At 63.7% G+C, this 19,312-nt stretch carries 9 protein-coding genes; 2 read left to right on the top strand and 7 right to left on the bottom strand.

The window, feature by feature from the left end:
- Nucleotides 1-30: 30 nt before the first annotated feature.
- The 3 genes from PXH66_RS01795 to pnuC all read right to left on the bottom strand — a co-directional run bounded on the left by PXH66_RS01795 (nucleotide 31) and on the right by pnuC (nucleotide 3,426).
- A complete protein-coding gene (locus tag PXH66_RS01795) occupies nucleotides 31-2,181 on the bottom strand; it encodes a beta-N-acetylhexosaminidase family protein (RefSeq protein WP_330930114.1) in 2,151 nt (716 codons plus the stop codon).
- Nucleotides 2,182-2,255: 74 nt separating this feature from the next.
- On the bottom strand, nucleotides 2,256-2,798 hold the full coding sequence (locus PXH66_RS01790) for an AAA family ATPase (RefSeq protein WP_330930113.1): 543 nt from the start codon (nucleotides 2,796-2,798) through the stop codon (nucleotides 2,256-2,258).
- Nucleotides 2,791-3,426, bottom strand: coding sequence for a nicotinamide riboside transporter PnuC (gene pnuC / locus PXH66_RS01785; protein WP_330930112.1), 636 nt, complete (start codon nucleotides 3,424-3,426; stop codon nucleotides 2,791-2,793). Before pnuC ends, PXH66_RS01790 begins: the two co-directional genes overlap by 8 nt.
- Nucleotides 3,427-3,664: 238 nt before the next feature.
- Here pnuC and PXH66_RS01780 point away from each other — a divergent pair, with 238 nt between their 5' ends.
- A complete protein-coding gene (locus tag PXH66_RS01780; RefSeq protein ID WP_330932204.1) occupies nucleotides 3,665-8,674 on the top strand; it encodes a beta strand repeat-containing protein in 5,010 nt (1,669 codons plus the stop codon).
- Nucleotides 8,675-9,329: 655 nt separating this feature from the next.
- Complete coding sequence (locus tag PXH66_RS01775) at nucleotides 9,330-13,571, top strand: beta strand repeat-containing protein (protein WP_330928785.1); 4,242 nt, start codon at nucleotides 9,330-9,332, stop codon at nucleotides 13,569-13,571.
- Between the two features lie 164 nt (nucleotides 13,572-13,735).
- Here the strand turns inward: PXH66_RS01775 and PXH66_RS01770 are convergent, their stop codons facing one another.
- The 4 genes from PXH66_RS01770 to PXH66_RS01755 all read right to left on the bottom strand — a co-directional run bounded on the left by PXH66_RS01770 (nucleotide 13,736) and on the right by PXH66_RS01755 (nucleotide 19,243).
- Entirely contained in the window at nucleotides 13,736-14,551 is an 816-nt protein-coding gene (locus PXH66_RS01770; protein ID WP_330928784.1) for an Hsp33 family molecular chaperone HslO, read from the bottom strand.
- Nucleotides 14,552-14,623: 72 nt separating this feature from the next.
- On the bottom strand, nucleotides 14,624-15,334 hold the full coding sequence (locus tag PXH66_RS01765; RefSeq protein WP_330928783.1) for a hypothetical protein: 711 nt from the start codon (nucleotides 15,332-15,334) through the stop codon (nucleotides 14,624-14,626).
- A complete protein-coding gene (locus tag PXH66_RS01760) occupies nucleotides 15,331-15,945 on the bottom strand; it encodes a hypothetical protein (RefSeq protein ID WP_330928782.1) in 615 nt (204 codons plus the stop codon). Before PXH66_RS01760 ends, PXH66_RS01765 begins: the two co-directional genes overlap by 4 nt.
- Nucleotides 15,946-15,979: 34 nt before the next feature.
- The gene (locus PXH66_RS01755) at nucleotides 15,980-19,243 is read right to left on the bottom strand and encodes a PQQ-dependent sugar dehydrogenase family protein (protein WP_330928781.1); all 3,264 of its coding nucleotides are present in this window, start codon (nucleotides 19,241-19,243) and stop codon (nucleotides 15,980-15,982) included.
- Nucleotides 19,244-19,312 lie beyond the last annotated feature (69 nt).

Below are 19,312 nucleotides of genomic sequence, written 5' to 3'. Positions count from 1 at the left end.
CCGCCACCGAACGTCAACGAGGGCGTGGCGTCAATCCGTCCCCGCCGTGGCCTCGCGGGCTACCGTCACATCGGCGGCGACTTCGTCGCGAATGAGCGCCCAATGGAAGCGGTTGTCGTCGTTACGCTCGAAGGAGTTGTGATTGTAGTGCGTGAGCCGCATGTCCCGGTAAAGCGGGCGCGTGATGGCAATGACTTCGTCCCACGCGGCGAGGGCGCGTTCGAGGTGGCCAATGGCGGCTTGTTGGTCGGCCGGATCACCCGCGAGGCGGAAGCGTTGCAGGGCCACGGCTCCCCGGAGTTTTTCCGCGAGATGCAAACCAAGATGCGCCCAGGTTTGGATGTCAGCGACCTCGTAGCGAAGCGTCGCATTGCCGGTGGTGTCGACCGACTCGACCAGGCGCAGCGCCTCGCGGTTGTCGCGTTCCAGCAGGCCAATGAGCACGGGCGGCGTGATGCGCTCCGCGGCGAAGGATTCGCCCGCCAGCGTCGCCGTCACGTAGTCGCCCACTGACACGTATTCCGAAGCCATGGTGCCTTGCTTGATCAAGGCATCGACGCCGATGTATTTCGTCGTTTCGCCCTGCAACGCGAGGAAACCCTCGCTGTAGAGCGTGAAGTCCCACCGCGAATCGTAGAGCGAGGCGAGCCGCAGTTGGGTCGACGAAGCGAGGGACATCGCCTTCAGCAAGTGGTCCGCCGCCGGACCATAACGACGCGTATATTCGGCCTGGAATACGGCATCCGGCGTCGCGGGATTATACAGCAGGCGTCCCCACAATTTGTAGAACAACCACTGTCGCTGAAACGCCCACGTCCAGTCCACCGGGTCGTCGGTCGCCGTGAAATAATCGAGCGCCGGGATGTAGCATTCCGAGCCCGTGAAATAGCCGCCGGAGTAGTCATGCCCGCCATTGCGCGCGATATGTTGGCGAATGAAATCGGGCACGCCCCAACGCAGCGCAAAGAAGTCCTCGTTGCGCGCCTGCCAGGTGATTTTGTAGTTCTCCGGCACGGGTTTGAAATAGGTGTCGCCGAGCTTGCCGCCGTGCACTTTTTCCAAATTCGGCGTGGAGTGGGCGTGCGACCAGTTGAATTTCATCTCCACCCAGATCGGTCCCTCGAACGCGTCGCCGAGGCGTTCCATCGCCGCCCGCGTGATCACTTCGGCACTGCTGCTCGTGCTGCCGCCCGAATCGAGATTGGCCGAGAACGGCGCGCGGTGAATGAGCTTCACCGGCCGGTCCGCCGCGAGCGCGCCCGCGATGATCACGTCGTCCATCCATTGCTGGCGTTCGAGCGGCGTCATGCCGCCCATGCCTTCGCCGTGGGATAAGCCGATGCCGTCGAGATTCGGATACTCCTCCAGGACCTGCGTCACGCTTTCGCGCAGATAACGTCGCACGATTTCGGAGGTGTCGCCCGGACCGTAATAAAACGGATAGTAATTGTGCTGCGCGACACCATGAGCGTCGGCGAAGTCCTTACTCACGAATATGCTCCAATGCACGATGTAGGTGTCGAGACCGCGCTCCTTGGCCAGGCGGAAAATCTCGCGATACAGGTGCTGCCACTCCGCGAACTCCGCGTCAGTCCACGGGCTGGCTTCGGGAAAATTCTTTGGCCGGATCATGAACGTGAATGGATGCATGTTCCACAGGCTGATCGCGTTGAAACGGTTGGCCGTCATCATGTCCAAAAATGCTTCCCAATACTTCAAGTCCTTGGCCGTCGGGATGTGTTGATCGAGCGCCGAGCTCGGCCGGTAGGTTTCCCACGGCAGGTTGAATTTGATGCCGCGAAACTGTTGGTGCGGCGCTTCCTCCACGGCCGCGATGTCGGCGAGCGGCGTGCCGTTGGCCACGGCCTCGGCCAACGCGAGCGCGCCATAGATCATGCCCCGGTCATCGCCACCAAGCACCGTGATGACCTTGCCTTCCGGAATGATGGCAAACGCCTCCGCGCCCAGCCGCCCCGGGTTGACCGAGAGATTGATCAGGCGATCGTATTGCGCGCGCGCGGCGATCACCTCATGGTCAGCCGCCCGGAGGGCCGCCCCGACTTTGCGTGCGGCGTAGGCGGCTTGGGGGACGGTGGCATCGTGCAGCACAAAAACGCGCTCGGCACCCAGCGTTCCCGCGAGGAAAGAAACGGCGGTGAGGAAAAGGAAGGGTAACTTCATGGTGGGGATGCCACCTTGCCTACCCCACCGCTCCGGGCGGATCAGCTCCAAACTGCGCCCGGATCGCTCATGCGTTAACTCCCGTTCGAATTCAGCACCTTCTCCACCACCGCAATCGCCTGGCTTAAACGAGCATCGCCGGTCCCGCGGATACTTACACAGGGCAGACCGCGGTCCATCAGCACGGCCCGGCAACGCTCCGCCGACTGCCGCCAGGCCTCCGCATCAGCAAACACGCGTTGCGGGTCCTGCTCCCATGGCAGGTCGGGTTCGCAAAACAGATACATTGCATACTGCCGCGAGCGCGCTTCAGCCGCCTCGCGCACCCAGTCCGATATTTTCCCGTCGTAGAGCACGTCCGCCCAAAGCACGTTGGTGAGCAAATCGGTGTCGCAAAACACCACGCGCCGCGCCGCCAGCACCGCCGTTTCTTCGTTGGCAATCTGCCCGCGCGCGATGGTTGCCAGATCCCACGCCGCGATTTCACCGCCGCGCCGATCCCAGAACTCGCGCACGTATTCGGCCGCGCACGGTTCATCGAAATGCGCCGCCAACGCCGCCGCCAGGGACGACTTGCCCGTCGACTCCGTGCCAAAAATCGCGACGCGCTTAACCATGCGTCGCGGCCTCCTCCGTCGCCGCGGTGGTCGCCGTCATCGCCCGCCACCACTGCCACCACCCCAGCACACCCATGCCGAGGAACACCGTGTAGAGAAACGAGGTGTAGACCAGCCCCGCTGCCCAATACGTGACCACCGCCACGCTGTTGACCGCCACCCAGCCGGCCCAGTTCTCCAGCCGTTTGCGCACCTGCAGCACTTGCGCCGCCATGCTGAACGAGGCGATGAAGGTATCGCGATAAGGCATCACCGCATCCGTGTGCCCACTTTGCCAATACCCCCAGCCCAGCATCACCAGCGTCGCGCCCACGATCCACGCCCCCCGCACCGGCCAGCCCAGCGTCGTGATCGGCAGTTCGGGCGCATTGCCTTTGTGCTTCACCCAGTGCCACCAGCCATAGCCCAGACAGACGAAAAAGAAGATCTGCAGCTTCGCATCCGCGTAAAACGTCCACTGCCAAAACAACACGCCCTGCACGGTCACCGCCACCATGCCCACGGGAAACGCCCACAGGCTGCGCCGGATCATCAGCGCCACTCCCACGATGCCCAGCACCAGATTCACCTGATCGAGCGGCGACGCATCCGTCAGCCCGTCCACGATTTGTTGCAGCCCGTCAGTCATCGATTTCCACCTCGCATCGCCCTAGCGGACGTCGCTTCCAGCAATCGTCAACGCCCAATCCCTCGCCGGGTCCGCCAACGGCCCCAAAACCCCAAATCCTCAAATGAGGCGATTTATTCGCCCCCGGGGCCACAACCGTTAAAGAATTGCATTTCCCCGTAATTCTACCCACTTACTAGGTAATTACCCCCAACGGCGCGCGTTGTGAGATGCAACCCGGCGCTGCCAAATGCCAGTCATGTCCCGCTCGTCCGCCCGCATCAGTCGAAAACTACCCCTGGAGTCGATTTCCAGACGGTTCGCTTTCGCGGTGCTGCTGGGATGGATCTGCAACCTGGAAACGCGGGCCCAAGTCTGGGACGGTGGCGGGGCCGACAACAATTGGAACACCGCCGCCAACTGGAACCCAGACAGCACGCCCGGCACCAACGACACCGTCACTTTCGACGCCGACAACGCCAACTCCCAGCACGACATTTCGCTCAACGGTTCCAACCGAGTCGTGGCCGGACTCGTCTTCGCCGATTCGATCAACAACACCGGCTTCGATTTTCTCAATCAACAGGTGCGAATTAAAACGGGCGGTTTGATTAACAACGATCAGGTCGATCAACGCTTCCAAACCGTCCGACTCAACAGCGACCAATCCTGGGACCTGTCCGCCGGCGGAGGCGTGCTCATCGACAACAATTTGATCTTCATCCGCTCCCTCACCGTGGACGGAACCGGCAGCGTCGACATCGACAACCGCCTGCAGGTCAACAACGCCAACCGCACGCTCACGATCAACACCACCGGCGGCGTCGACACCGATATTCTGCGGATCAACACCACCAACTTCACGGTCGCCGGGGCCGGTGATTTCACCGTCGACGACACCCTGCAGAACTACGCCGGCAACCGTCTCTTCCGCAACAACAGCACCGGCACGGTCACGATAAACGAGGTTTCGCTCTCCAACAACACCACGAATCGCACCTTCACCATCGACGGCAGTGGAGACACCACCGTCAACGGCGTCGTGGCCGACGGCGGCTCGACCAGCAACCTCACCAAAACCGGCGCGGGCAACCTCATCCTCAACGGCACCAACACCTACGACGGCACCACCACCATCAGCGCCGGCACCGTCACGATCGCCGACGGCGCGGCCCTCGGCACCACCACCGGCAGCACCACCGTCGCCACCGGCGCCAACCTCCATCTCACGGCCAACATCAATGTCGGCAGCGAAGCCCTGACCGTCACCGGCACCGGCCAACTCACCAACGTGAGCGGTAACAACAGCTACGCCGGCGTCATCTCCGGCACGGGCAACATCGCCGTGGACGGCGGGCAACTCACCCTCTCCGGCACCAACACCTACACCGGCCTGACCACCGTTTCCGGCGGCGGCGTGCTTCAAATCGCCCAGGATTCCAACCTCGGCGCCGCCCCCGGTTCGCCCACCGCGGGGAAAATCACCCTCAACAACGGCACCCTCCAGACGACCGCCGGCATCACCCTGCACGCCAACCGCGGGGTCACCCTGGGCTCCGGCGGCGGCACCGTCGACGTCACCACCGGCACCACCACCTACAACGGCATCATCGCCGGTTCTGCCTCCGGCAATCTCACCAAATCCGGCGACGGCGGACTGGTGCTCGGCGGCGCCAACACCTACGACGGCAACACCGTGATCGACGGCGGTTTTCTGGCCATCAGCGCCGACAACGCCCTCGGCGTCGCCCCCGGCTCCCCCACCACTGATGCCATCACCCTGGACGGCGGCAGCCTCGTCACCCTCGCGAGTTTTGAGCTCAACAGCAATCGCGGCATCACCCTCGGGCCCGCCGAGGGTTCCATCTACGTCAACACCGGCGTCGACACCACCTACAATGGCAACATCACCGGCAGCAGTAACCTGCTCGTCAATGGTCCCGGCATTCTCCGTCTGGGCGGCGACAGCGACTACTCGGGCGATACCACGATCTCCAGTGGCGCTCTGCTGGTGACCTCGGACAATGCCCTCGGCACCGGCGGCGGCGGTGGCTCCACCAGCGTCGCTTCAGGTGCCAGTCTCGCGCTCTTGGGCGGGGTCGACCTCTCGTCGGAATCCGCCATCGAGTTGGACGGCACCGGATACGCCGGAACCTACGGCGCCCTCAACAGTTTCTCCGGCACCAACACCGTTTCCAGCGCCATCACGCTCACCGACGATGCCACCATCCAAACCTTGGCCGACTCTTTGACGATCAGCGGCGACATTTCCGGCTCCGGCCAGACCCTTACGATCAACGGAGCCGGCACCTCCACCATCAACGGAAACATCACCACCGGCAGTGGCTCCCTCATCAAAGACGATGCCGGCACCCTCACCCTCGCTGGCGCCAACACCTACACCGGCACGACCACGATTAACAATGGCACCGTGGTGGCCGTGTCCCATACCGCTCTCGGCACCAACGCCGCCGGCACCACCGTCGCCACCGGTGCCACCCTCGAGCTGCAAAACGGCGTCACAATTTCCGGCGAGTCGCTCACCGTCACCGGCACGGGACGTCTGCTCAATTCGAGCGATGCCAACGCCTTCAGTGGCAACATTTCCGGCACCGGCGGAGTTCAAGTCACCGGCGGCGTCCTCTACCTCGGCGGCGACAACACTTTCAGCGGCGTCGCCTCCGTCGGCAGCGGATCTGCGTTGGTCGCCACTTCCGACAACGCACTTGGTTCCGGTGGCAGCACCACCGACGTCGCCAGCGGCGGCAGTCTCGCCCTCCAAGGCGGCGTGACCATCGCCTCCGAAACCACGATCAACCTCGAAGGCGCCGGCGTCGGTGGAACCTACGGCGCTCTCAACAACGCCGCCGGAAACAACGAAATCTCGAGCAGCATCACACTCACCGACGCCGCCACCATTCAGGCGCTGGATGCTAGCGGCACCCTCACCCTCTCCGGCGATATCACCGCGACCAATCACGACCTGACGTTCAACGGCGACGGCGACACCATCGTCAACAGCGCCATCACCACCGGCTCGGGCGGCTTGAGCAAAACCGGCACCGGCACACTCACCCTCTCCGCCGCCAACACCTTCTCCGGCGACATCACCATTGGCTCCGGCTCCGTGCTCGTCGCCACCGCCGACGACGCCCTCGGATCCGGCGGCGGCTCCACCACCGTGCAATCCGGCGGCACCCTCGAGGTCAACGGCGGCGTCGACATCGACACCGAGACCAACATCTCCCTCGCCGGCGTCGGCGTCACCACCGACGGCGCCCTCCTGAGCACCGGCGGCACCAACATTGTGGATACGCCCATGTCGCTCGCCGCCAACGCCACCATCGGCGCGACCTCCGGCACCCTCCAACTCGGCACCCAGGGCAACGACCCCGAGTTCAACCTTTCCGGCTTCGATCTCACCCTCAACACCAACGGCGGCGACATCACCGTCGAATCCGACTTCACCGGCACCGGCGACATTTACAAAACCGGCTCCGGCACCCTCACCCTCAATCACGGCGAAGCCTACCCCGCCATCCTCTCGCCCGACACCGACTTCTTCCTCAACGACGGCACCACCATCCTCAACACCTACGCCACCGAAAACAGCGGCATGCGCGGCGACATCACCATCGGTGACGGCCTCGGCGGCGTCGGCACCGCCATCCTCCAGCAAGGCCTCTACGAATCCGGCACCGACAACTCCAACGAGATCATCTCCAACACCTCCAACATCACCATCAACGCCGACGGTTACTGGGACCTCCAAGGCCACAAGGAAGTCGTCAACCACGTCACCATGAACGGCGGCACCATCGACGCCAAAAAGAACGTCGGCGACGCCAACCGCCTCGACATCGGCGGCACCCTCCACGCCACCGCCGATGCCACCATCAACGGCCTCCTCGGCCTCAACAACCAAAGCGCCGCCTCCCTCATCGTCGACTCCGGCGCCACCCTCGACCTCAACGCCACCCTCTCCAACGCCGGCTTCGACAAGACCGGCGACGGCACCCTCATCCTCTCCGGCGGCAACACCTACGTCGGCAACACCGAAATCTCCGACGGCATCGTCATCGTCGACAACAACTCCGGCCTCGGCTCCGTCGGCTCCAGCTACACCCGCGTCGACAGCGGCGCCCAGCTCCAACTCGCCGCCGTCAACATCGGTGCCGAACCCCTCAAACTCTCCGGCACCGGCCACAACGCCGACGGCACCGGCGCGCTGCGCGCCACCACCGGCACCAACACCGTCGGCGGCGCCGTCGCCCTCGAAGCCCACGCCGAAATCCAGACCGACCTCGGCGCCACCCTTATCGTCAACGGCAACATCACCGGCTCCGGCAAAACCCTCACCGTCGATTCCCTCGGCACCACCACCTTCAACGGTAACAACACTTTCAATACCCTCGAAAAGAACGGCGCCGGCACGCTCACCGTCACCGGCACCAACACCTACGCCACCGCCAACGTCAACGCCGGCACCTTCGCCCTCGGCAATACCAACATCCTCGCCGACGCCATGGACATCAACCTCGGCGCATCGGGCACCTTCGCCGTGGGCACCTACACCGAAACCATCGACGACCTCAACGGCTCCGGCACCCTCACCATCGCCGCCGGCGGCGTCCTCGGCATCGATAAGATTGGCAACGCCGGCGCCTTCACCGGCGACCTCGACATCGACGGCATCATGACCCTCAACGGCGGCCTCATCGGCACCGGCGCCGACGGCTCGCTCAGCACCGGCACCATGATGCTCAACGCCAGCAGCACCCTCGAAATCGCCGCCGACTTCGTCTTCGGCGGCACCCTCGAACTGGCCGCCAACACCGTGCTCAACCTCACCGGCAACGGCACCACCTTCGACCTCGGCACCCTCCACATCACCGGCGACACCGTCATCGACTTCTCCGGCGTCGACACCGCCACCTTCAACATCGGTAGCCTCATCATCGATCCCGGCGTCGCCGTCAGCGCCACCGGCTGGGAATCCTTCAACGACCTGTGGACCGCCGCCAACTTCAGCGGCGCCACCCTCGACGAACGCGACAGCACCACCGCGCAAATCACCTTCAACGGCTTCACCCCCGCCGACACCATCTGGCTCACCTACGACTACGGAGCCAACGAAATCACCGTCCCCGAGCCCTCCAGCTACGGCGCCCTCTTAATGGCCGCCGCCCTCGCGACCCACCTGCTGCGCCGCCGCCACCAACAGGTAGGGCGTGCTCGCCGAGCGCGCCAGCATCACGCCACCCCGTAGGCCGCGAGCTCGCTCGCGCTCCCCCACCACCGGCTCGCGCTAAATCCACCGGCTCGAGCCCCCCCATACGGCAAAGCCCGGTAGCCAATCCGCCGACCCACTTGTCACCTATTAGGTGACAAACTTCCGCCGCCCCTTGAACCGCGAGCTCGCTCGCGCTCCTCCCCAACGACCGTCAATCGCTCCGCGATATAAGCCGGGGGGGGGCCGATCCTCTCCAGTTACGACGCCCTGTTAATGGCCGCCGCCCTCGCCACCCACCTGCGCCGCCGCCGCCACCTCCGCCAAGCATAACAGGTAGGGCGTGCTCGCCGAGCGCGCCAGCATCACGCCACCCCGTAGGCCGCGAGCTCGCTCGCGCTCCCCCACCACCGGCTCGCGTTAAATCCACCGGCTCGCGCCCCCCCCCATACGGCACAGCCCGGTAGCCAAATCCGCCGACCTACTTGTCACCTATTAGGTGACAAACTTCTGTCGTCCCTTGAACCGCGTGCTCGCTCGCGCTCCTCCCTAACGACCGTCAATCCCTCCGCGATATAAGCCGGGGGGGTGGCCGATCCTCCCTTCCTTAAATATTTTTTGTAATCAGCCATCGACGATATTGCAGAACGCCAAACTAGGGTAGATTCTTCATGCTCTAAATCACATTGATACCTTGAGCATTAAGCGTCTTTCTGCGGCGTTGGTGTTAAGTGGGATGATCTTCGCGATCACATCCCCGGTCCTCCGTGGCCAAACTCGGACATGGTCGGCGACCAGCCAAACCGGCACCGGCGACGACTTTAATCGCAACGCCAACTGGACAGGCAATGCCCCCGATACTTCGGGTGAGTTCGCGCAATTTACCGGCACGAGCAACATCAACCCCGAGGTCAATGCATCCCTCACCCTCGGTGGACTGATCTTCACGGCGGGCGCGACCACGGGCCTGAATTTCACCAACACCAATACGCTCACGCTCGCGTCCAGCAGCTACGGCATCGACGACGCTTCCACCGCCACGCACACCTTTGCCAACGCGTTCGCCCTCGGTGCCAATCAGACGTGGCGGATGACCGCAACCACCGGCACGTTGGTCTTCAACCACACCGTCAACCTCGGCTCCCGCACGCTCACCGCCCTTCCCTCCAACGCCGGCAACAACCTCACTTTCAACGGTGTCGTCTCGGGCTCCGGTTCGATCACCAAAGAAGGTGCCGGAACTCTGTCGTTGAATGCCGCCAACTCCTTCAGCGGCGGACTTACGTTGTCCAGCGGGCTCACCACTCTCGGCAGCAACACCGCCGCCGGCACCGGCACACTTACGTTCGCGGGCGGCACCGTGAGCGCATTGGGCGGTGCCCGCACGTTGACCAACACCGTCTCCGCCACCGGCAACATCGTCATCGGCGGCACCAACAACCTGACCTTCACCGGAACCATCGGCCTGGGCGGGGGCGATCGCACCATCGAGGTCTCCAATTCCGGCACGACCACATTCGCGGGCGCCGTCTCCAACCCCTACTACGCCACCACCACCAAAACCGGCACCGGCACGCTCGTGCTTTCCGGCAACAACAGTGGGCTTACCGGCCCCGTCATCGTCTCCGCCGGCACGCTCCAGTTGGAAAATACCAACGCCCTCGGCAGCTCGACCTACAACAACGCCGTGTCTGCCGGTGCCACCCTCGCCCTTTCCCACGGCACCGGACTCACTGTCAACGAAGGCAGCATCAGTCTCGCCGGCTCAGGCGCGGACGGCAACGGCGCCCTGCGCAACCTCAGCGGCAGCAACACCGTCAGCGGCACACTCGCCCTCGCCAGTGCCGCAACCATCCAATCCGATGCCGGATCACTCAGCATGGCGGCGATCGATGGCGGCAGCCAAAATCTCACCCTCCAGGGTGTCGGTAACTTCAACGCCTCCGGCACGATCAATTCCCTCAATAGTCTCACTCTCGCCGGCACCGGCACGACGACGTTCACCGGGTCGACCAACAAGAACATCACCTCCACGGCCATCAACAGTGGCACGCTGCTGCTCAACCAAACCTCCGGCACCACCGCCCTCAGCGGCACCGTGACCATCGGAGACGGCAGCGGCGTCGGCAGCGACACCCTGCGCCTCGGTGCCTCCCATCAGATCGCCGACGGCACCAACGTCATCATCAACAGCACCGGCAACTTCGATCTCGCCAACTACGACGAGACGCTTGCCTCCATCACGCTCCACAACGGAGCCAGCGTGTCCACCGGCACCGGCACGCTCGCCTTTTCAGGCAACAGCCCCATCACCAGCAACGCCTCGGCCACGACGTCCACCATCAGCGGCCAGATCCGCTTGGCCACCAATTCCAACACTGTGCAGGTCGCCGATGGGACCGCCGACTCCGACCTCACCATCTCCGCTCAGATCAGCGGGGCCGGCACCCCATCCCGGCTCGTCAAAACCGGCGATGGCACGCTCACCCTGACCGGAGCCAACACTTTTCAGGATACCGGCAACGCGTGGGACTCCGCCGTCCAAATCCAAGCCGGCACCATCGCCATCACGACCGATGCCGCCCTCGGCCAGGCCAACAACAATGTCGCCCTGTCCTCCGACACCACCCTCCGTGCCGATGGCAGTTTCGCCATGGGCAGCGGGCGTCAGATAGAATTCGCCGGCAACGCCACGCTCGACGTCAGCGGGGTCAACACCGTCGTCCATAATGGCACCGTCACCGGCAGCGGCACCGTCACCAAGGGCGGCACCGGCACGCTCCAGCTCGCTGCCGCCAACACCCACTCGGGCAACGTCGTGGTGAACACTGGCACGCTGCTCGTCTCGCACGACCAAGCCCTCGGCAGCGGCGGCACCACCACCGTCAACTCCGGCGCCACCCTCGCCGTCCAGGGCGGGATCACCGTCGCCACCGAAACCAACATCGCCCTCTCCGGCCACGGCGTCGACGGCGGCGGTGCCCTGCGCAACGTTTCGGGTAACAACATTGTCAATACGCCGATGACCCTCGGCGCCGCGACCACCATCACCGCCGCCGCCGGCACGTTGCAACTCGGCACCCAGGCCACGTCGCCGGTGCTCAACCTCGGGGCACACAACCTGACTTTCAACACCGCCGGTGGTAACATTGTTGTCGAGTCCGACTTCACCGGCACGGGGGACATCTACAAAAACGGCAGTGGCACCCTGACCCTCAACCACGGCGAGGCCTACCCCACCATTTTGTCCACGGCGACGGACTTTTTTCTCAACGACGGCAAAACGATCCTCAACACCTACGCCACCGAAAACAGCGGCATGCGCGGCGACATCACCATCGGCGACGGACTCGGTGGCGTCGGCACCGCCATCCTCCAACAGGGCCTCTACGAAGCCGGCGTCGACAACTCCAACGAGATCATCGCCAACACCTCCAACGTGACCGTGAACGCCGATGGCTACTGGGACCTCCAAGGCCACAAAGAAGTCGTCAACCACGTCACGATCAACGGCGGCACCATCGACGCGAAAAAAGACGTCGGCACGGCCAATCGTCTCGAAATCGCCGGCACCCTGCGCAGCACCTCCACCACGCAGACCGCCACCATCAACGGTCTCCTCGGTTTCAACAACGATCTGACCAAATCGGTCATCGTCGACGCCGGCTCCACTCTCGATATCAACGCCCTGCTGTCCAACGGTGGTTTCGTTAAAACCGGCGCGGGAACCCTCATCCTCTCCGGCGGCAATTCCTATACCGGCACATCTCAAATCACCGCCGGCATCGTGCGCATCGACAACAATTTCGGCCTCGGCTCCACGGCTGGCGACACCCGCGTGTCCTCCGGCGGCCAGTTGCAACTCGACCAAGTCACCGTCGGCGCCGAGGCCCTGCAGCTCGCCGGCAGCGGTATCAGTTCCACCGGTGCGCTGCGCGCCGTAAACGGCCCCAATAGCTGGGCCGGTAATGTGGCCCTGACCGCCCACGCCGAGATTCAGACGGACTCCAGCGCCACCCTCACCATCGGTGGCAACATCACCGGCTCCGGCAAGACCCTCACCGTCGATTCCGTGGGCAACACCACCTTCAACGGTAACAATACTTTCAATACGTTGGAGAAAATCGGCACCGGCAAACTCACCGTCACCGGCATCAACACCTACGCGGTGGCCAACGTCAACGCCGGCACCTTCGCCCTCGGCAACTCCAACATCCTCGCCAACACGATGGACATCAACCTCGGCGCCGCCGGCACCTTCGCCGTCGGCTCGTTCACCGAGACCATCGACGACCTCAACGGCTCCGGCACCCTCACTATCGCTGCCGGCGGCGTGCTCGGCATCGACAAAATCGGCGACGCCGGCGCCTTCACCGGCACGCTCGACATCGACGGTATCATGACGCTCAACGGCGGACTCATCGGCGCCGGGGCCAACGGCGCGCCGAGCTCCGGCACGATGATGCTCAACACGGCCAGCACCCTGCAGATCGCCGCCAGTTTCGCCTTCGGTGGCACCTTGGAACTCGCCACCGGCACCACGCTCAAACTGACCGGCAACGGCACGACCTTCAACCTCGGCACCCTGCGCATCACGGGCGACACCGTCATCGACTTCTCCGGCGTCGATACCACGACGTTTAACATCGGCACTTTGATTATCAATCCAGGCGTCGCCGTTTCCGCCATCGGCTGGTCATCCTTCAATGACCTGTGGACCGCCGCCAACTTCAGCGGCGCGGCGCTCGATCTGCGCAACAGCGCCACCGCGCAGATCACCTTCAACGGCTTCACCGCCTCCGACACCATCTGGCGCACCTACGATTACGGCGCCAACGAGATCACCGTGCCGGAACCGGCGACCTACGGCGCCCTCCTCATGGCCGCCGCCCTTGCCACCCACCTGCTGCGCCGCCGCCGCCTCCGCCAAGCATAAAAAGGGAGGGCGTGCTCGCCGAGCGCGCCAGCTTCACGCCACCCCGTAGGCCGCGAGCTCGCTCGCGCTCCCCGCCCCCCTCCCCGGGAAGAAAGAGAACGAGGAACGAACAACGAATCGGCCTACTCCCGGCTCCCATTCCCGGGCCCTCGGAGATCGACGAGTCAACTCTCGTGGTGGGACGCGACGTAGGCTTCCAATGCCTCCCGCGTCACGGCGTGTCGGGCACTGCAACGTGGACAACGGATCTCGATCGTCTCGTCGGGGCCGAACAACTCATCCCCCTGCGCCTGAAACGCCGGAGCGAGCACCTGCAACATGCGCTGCTGGTTGCAACCGCAGTCCCAGCGCTGGATGCGACGTTCCATGAGATTCGTCGCCTCCGTTTCGTGGATACGCTTCACTTCCTCCGCCGTTACATTGCGAAACCAATCCAGGTCGCAATCCGGATGCTCGCTCAACATCGCAAACTTTTCCTCCTCCAGCTGAAAATACCGCGCGACCCGTTGTTCGCTCTGCGCATAAAACGCCTCGACCGCGACCAGCGCATCATTGCCCTCAAACGTCACCGAGCTGCGCCGGGTCGGCTGCTTGCCCCGCACTACGTCCGCGTAAAACAGGTTGTGGTCCATCTTCTTCACGTTCTCGTCGAAGATTCGCCCGGTGACCGCACCCGTCTCGTTGTCGCCGGTGAGAAACAGGTTCACCAGCGGTTGCTGGAAATTGATCGTCCACGCCGTCATCTCGTTCCACGGCTTCGACGCGCAATGCAGGACAAAACCGGCCAGCGCCCGCTTGAACATGGCGTCATGCTCCGGGGTCGGCTTGAGACCCTGATCATTCAAGTGGAGATAGTAATCCACATACAGTTGCCCGAAATCGGCCTCGGCCAGCAGGGCATTGCGCTCGCGCACAAAATACGTCCGGACCTCGTGTCCGTCGTCGACCACCTTGGCCGGTTGAATTGGCTCTTCACTCATGCGGCCAACATTCACCTCCGCGCGCACTTGTCCACTCCCGAGCGGCGGTTTCCTGGCCGACCCAGGGGTAAATCAGGTGATCATCAGCAACCGTGGCGCTTGGCCGGCGGCCGTCATCGGCGCCCGGTGCACACATGGCGGCACGGGACTGCCCGGACATTGCGTGGCGATGCGCCACAGGTTGCCCACGCCAAACGAATACGGCTCGGCTCCCGCCCGCGCATCGTAGTGCAAGTCATAACACCGTTCCGCAAGATGCGCGCGAAACGCCGCGTCGTCCTCACCGCCGAAGCTCCGCAACAATGCCGCCCGCGTCTCCGGCACATCGACGCAGCAAATCGCCTGCGCATTGCTCAAGCCTTCCGAAGCCGGCGCGGTGTAACTGCACAGCCACGTGTCCGCCAATACGTTGGCGCTGTCCGCGTGCCACGAATACACGTCGAGCGGCACGGGACCGGGCTCGGCTTCCCGCGGATAGGCCGGGATGCAATCGAGATTCGGATCGAGACCCTGTCGGGACAACCGCCGCAAATCGTCGATCAACGCCGTCCGCGCGAGCGAACCCGCCGGACTCAGCTCCAACGACATCAAATCGTCCTCATCCAACGACGTGATTTCCGCATCCCCCACCAGCGCGACCACGGCCGTCACGATCTCGTCGAAATCGCCCGCCAGCACTCGCGGCCAGCACAACGCATTCACCGTGTCGGCAAACGGCGTGGCCACGAGTTCCTCAAAACTCTCCACCACGCGCACCCCGGGAAATTTAAAGAGCGGATTCATGTTGCGGCAGCAGCGAGAGCCTTGGTCGCCTTGAGTGCAATCGATTCCAGCAAGGCCCGCCGCTGCGCCTGATCCGCGTCGAGGCGGGCCGGCTTGCGCCGCAGCTCCAAGGCGTCGCCGCAGCGCACGAGCAGTCCCCAGCCGGCCGGAATCTCCGCCTGCGCGTAGATGTCATCTTCGACCACCAGATACAGAAAATCAGCGCAGCGATAACGCAGCATTTTGGCAAACTTGGTGCCCTTGAGCACCCGCGTTTGCACCGTCGCGATTTTACTCAACAGGTCATGGTAACCTTTGTGCGGCAGGTCGCCGAAATCCCACGCATCGAACTCCGCGAACAACGTATCGCCGCGTCTTAGATCCGGTCGGTGTTCGCCCAATAGTTTTTCCAACCGCGCCCGCCGTTTCACCAGGGCGGTGAGTTCCGTCCGCGCCGCCTGATCATCGTGCGCGTCTTTCAGAAAATCCGCGCGGGCTTGTTTGCATTCAAACACGGCGCAGCGTGCTGACTCACCCCGCCCGATCGCCGCGACATCGGCCCGGTAGCCACTGCGCGGCACCCGCACTTCGGGAGCCGCGATCACCCACCCTTGCTCGCGGGCCCACGCCATCGCCAGCGTCTTAAGCTGACGATGCGCTGCTGTCTCACTCGATCTCGGAGTCTTCGCCGCCATCGGCATTATGATGCCACACCGACGGATCGGTAGGAAAACCATAAGACGTATAAAACGCATTCCAACCCGGGCCGGCCGCGAGTGATTCACCAAACAAGGCAATCCCATCGAGCGTGAGTTGGTAAACGCGGGCGGTCTGTTGGGGATGCACGGACGGACGATCCGTCGTGCCGAGCGCCACCACCACACGACGACGGTTATCGCTCAATGCGACGCGCGTGACCGTCTCCTCATGTTCATCCAATTCCGGCGAGCCGTAGTCGGGTGCGTCACGATACGTCCAGGACTTGACGGCCAAAACCGCCGCGACCTCAGCGGCTGTCGTCATGGCGGGCAACGGCTGCGTGAGCTCGATCGCAAAACCGCCGGGTGCCGCGCTCACCGTTTTAATCGCGGCAACCTTGGCGGCGGGATCCCACCGCAAGAGCTGCAGACTGGTGATGTTGCCGCCCTTGGCCTGCCAGCCTCGGCCCGTTTGCCCGAGTAACAAACTGCCGTCGGGCAAAAACACCGGGCGCATGATGCCCGACTCCAAACCACGTCCGAAGGGAATCGCCACGCCCTGCTCCTGACCGTTGACCACCTCTGTCGCGACGCGCATGAGCACGGACTGGGTTTGATCGCCGATATACATCTGCCCAGCGAACGGTCCAAATTTCCCGCGCGTGAGATCCCAGGCGGGATTGCCCGGTGAGTTCGCCAACCGGCTCTGCGGTAGCAGCACCACCGGACGCTCGCGCGTCTCGCTCACGTTTCCCCAAGCGATCTCCGACGATCCCGGCGTCATGCCAGGGCGATCGATCAAACCCGCCGGGTGGCCGTAGAACTTGCCCTGCTCCACCACGAAGATCTTCGAGGTGCCCATGTATTCGCCTTGGTTGTCGGCATACCACAACCGGCCGTCCGGCGCGAAACCGAGGCCTGCGGGACTGCGCAGTCCATCCGCCCAGGGCTCGAAGACGCCGTCGCGCGAAACCCGCGCCGCCCATCCGCGATAGCCGCCCGCCGTGCCCATGTATTTGCCGCCGGCATTGTGATAGGTGCCGTCGCCCCCATCAGCGAGGTTGAGGGTAATGAAGTAGTCGCCCGCCGCATCGCGCACCGGTCCGTGCATGTAGGAATGGTAGTTGCCGTGATAACTGAAGGCATCCGTGAGCGTCTCATAACGATCCGCCACGCCGTCACGGTTCGTATCGCTGATGCGCGTGAGTTCCGCCTTTTGACCGGCCACCACCACGAGTCCCTTTTGGTCCTCGACCACCACGCCCAAACTGTCGAACAGGCCTTCGGCAAACAGTCGCCATTCACCTTTGACGAGTCGCCAGATTCCGGCCGTGCGCGTCGCCACCACGATGGTGCCATCCGGCGCGACCGCCATGCCCAGCGCTTCGAACAACAGATCGCGGCCGAAATTGTCCTTCGGGGCGAGGTAGTCCTCCACGGCGTAGCCCGGCGACACTTCGGCCGTGCCGGGCTGCGTGACCAGAGCTTGCCGGCGATCGTCAAACGGGGAGGGCTTCGGTCGCCACGGATTGGATACGAGAGCCATTTCCCCGGTCAGGGTGGCGGCTCTTTTACCCGGCGGCAACGTCCACACGCCGTCGACCAAGGTGCCGGCCGAGACCTCCAATTGTTGCCACACTTCCGTATTCACGCGCCACGACTGAGTCGTGCGACGACGGCCCGCCACCGTGGCCGTGACCCGGCCCGTGACGTCAAACGTCGTGCTGGTTTCCACGGTGTTCTCCCCCACCCGATACTTGAAGATCGGCGCCGACCGGGGGTCTCGGGAATCGCGTTCGTAACCCAGGAACTGGGCGTCCACGGCCGCAACCATGGTCAGGGGGTCGACCGCACTGTTCATCGAAGCTTGCCGCGCCACCTTATCGTTAAAGACGGCATCCTTGAACGTGAAATCGATCGGCGCACCGGCCGCGTTCAGCGGCGCAAGCAACACGCCGGCGGTCCCGAGATCGATCTTCAAGCTCTCATAACCCGGGGCGAGCCCGCGACCACCGCGATTCCGCCATTCGCCGCTCATGTTCAAAAATCCTCCCTGCCAAACCCGGGCCACGCCCAGCACCCGAGGATCGAAGCTGTAATGCGTCCCGTTGGGCTGACCGACGTGGATGGCGCGGCCGGAAACCTCCGCCATCGGACCGCGTTGGATGCGCACGCGTTGATCGACCAGCAACTGTAACCGGTCCTCCATCGGGTCGTAGTTTTCCGGACCGGTTTCCTCCAACCATCTCTCCACCGGTCCCTGATTTTGCGACAGGTTCAGCGTCGCGAGATAAAAGCCGATCGCCTCGATTTGCTGGTCCGAAAGAATCTCCGGTGAATACGGCGGCATGATCGGCAGGTAGGCCTCGCCCGTCGATACTCCGGTGCCGTCCACCTCGGCCACCGCACGTTCATCCTGCGCGTTGCGCACGGCATTGAAGAGGTAGCTGCGATCCGCCTTCACCACAAAACGATGCCCCTCGCCGCCCCTGACGATCTCGCGTTCGCGCGGGTTCACCTGAAAAAGCCCGAAAAGATTCGGGCCCGTTTTCGCGGCGGTATCGTCGGCGGTCACCGCATGACATTCCGCGCAGCCGAGGCCTTTGAACTGATCCCGACCGAGCGCGACAAAATCAACGAGTTCCTCCAGGTTGGTCGCACCACCGCTTTCGGTCGGCACGCGCACCGCGCCGAAATCCGCCCGCCGCACTTCGAATGACTTGATGGCAAACCCAGAGCCTTCCGCTCGAATCGTCGTCGGACCTTCGCCGTTTTCCCATTCGAACTCCGACTCCGGAACCTGCTTTTCAAAAACCACATTCGAAGCCACCACTTCGCCGTCCCGCACCACATCGAGGATCAGGGCGTGCTCCGTCTTGGACGACGCCTCATCATAGCGCGGTCCCCGCACCCGTGCCTCCACGGTGTGCCAGGCTCCCGGTTCTCCGTCCAGCGCCACCGGATAACGCGCTTGCAACATGAGCCAGGCCTGCCCTGCCGCCGTCGGTCGGTATTCCACCCGCACGACATTGTCCCCGATGTAGGCGTGAGACCGCAGCTGGGGAGCCTTCGCCACTCCGGCATACACGAGCGCCGATTCCCCCGCCACCGTCTCCACTCTCCAACCCGGATTGTCCAAAAACCACTCCACCACATCAGCGGTCGCGCGCGACACCACGGGGATCAAAGCCACCAACGCGGCCAACAACATACGACGGGAGAACAAGGGCATCCGGCCAACCAATAGAGCTTCCAACCAAGCCTCCAGCCACAACTTGAAGGCTTGCTCAACTTCCCGACG

It is taken from the genome of Synoicihabitans lomoniglobus (genome assembly GCF_029023725.1).
GTDB lineage: Bacteria > Verrucomicrobiota > Verrucomicrobiia > Opitutales > Opitutaceae > Actomonas > Actomonas lomonigloba.
This window is presented reverse-complemented; position numbering and strand designations above follow the sequence as displayed.

Excerpts from the sequence above, each read along its gene's own strand:
- PXH66_RS01795 (WP_330930114.1), bottom strand. The coding sequence starts at position 2,181 with ATGAAGTTACCCTTCCTTTTCCTCACCGCCGTTTCTTTCCTCGCGGGA.
- PXH66_RS01790 (WP_330930113.1), bottom strand. The coding sequence starts at position 2,798 with ATGGTTAAGCGCGTCGCGATTTTTGGCACGGAGTCGACGGGCAAGTCG.
- pnuC (WP_330930112.1), bottom strand. The coding sequence starts at position 3,426 with ATGACTGACGGGCTGCAACAAATCGTGGACGGGCTGACGGATGCGTCG.
- PXH66_RS01780 (WP_330932204.1), top strand. The coding sequence starts at position 3,665 with ATGTCCCGCTCGTCCGCCCGCATCAGTCGAAAACTACCCCTGGAGTCG.
- PXH66_RS01770 (WP_330928784.1), bottom strand. The coding sequence starts at position 14,551 with ATGAGTGAAGAGCCAATTCAACCGGCCAAGGTGGTCGACGACGGACAC.
- PXH66_RS01765 (WP_330928783.1), bottom strand. The coding sequence starts at position 15,334 with ATGAATCCGCTCTTTAAATTTCCCGGGGTGCGCGTGGTGGAGAGTTTT.
- PXH66_RS01760 (WP_330928782.1), bottom strand. The coding sequence starts at position 15,945 with ATGGCGTGGGCCCGCGAGCAAGGGTGGGTGATCGCGGCTCCCGAAGTG.
- PXH66_RS01755 (WP_330928781.1), bottom strand. The coding sequence starts at position 19,243 with ATGCCCTTGTTCTCCCGTCGTATGTTGTTGGCCGCGTTGGTGGCTTTG.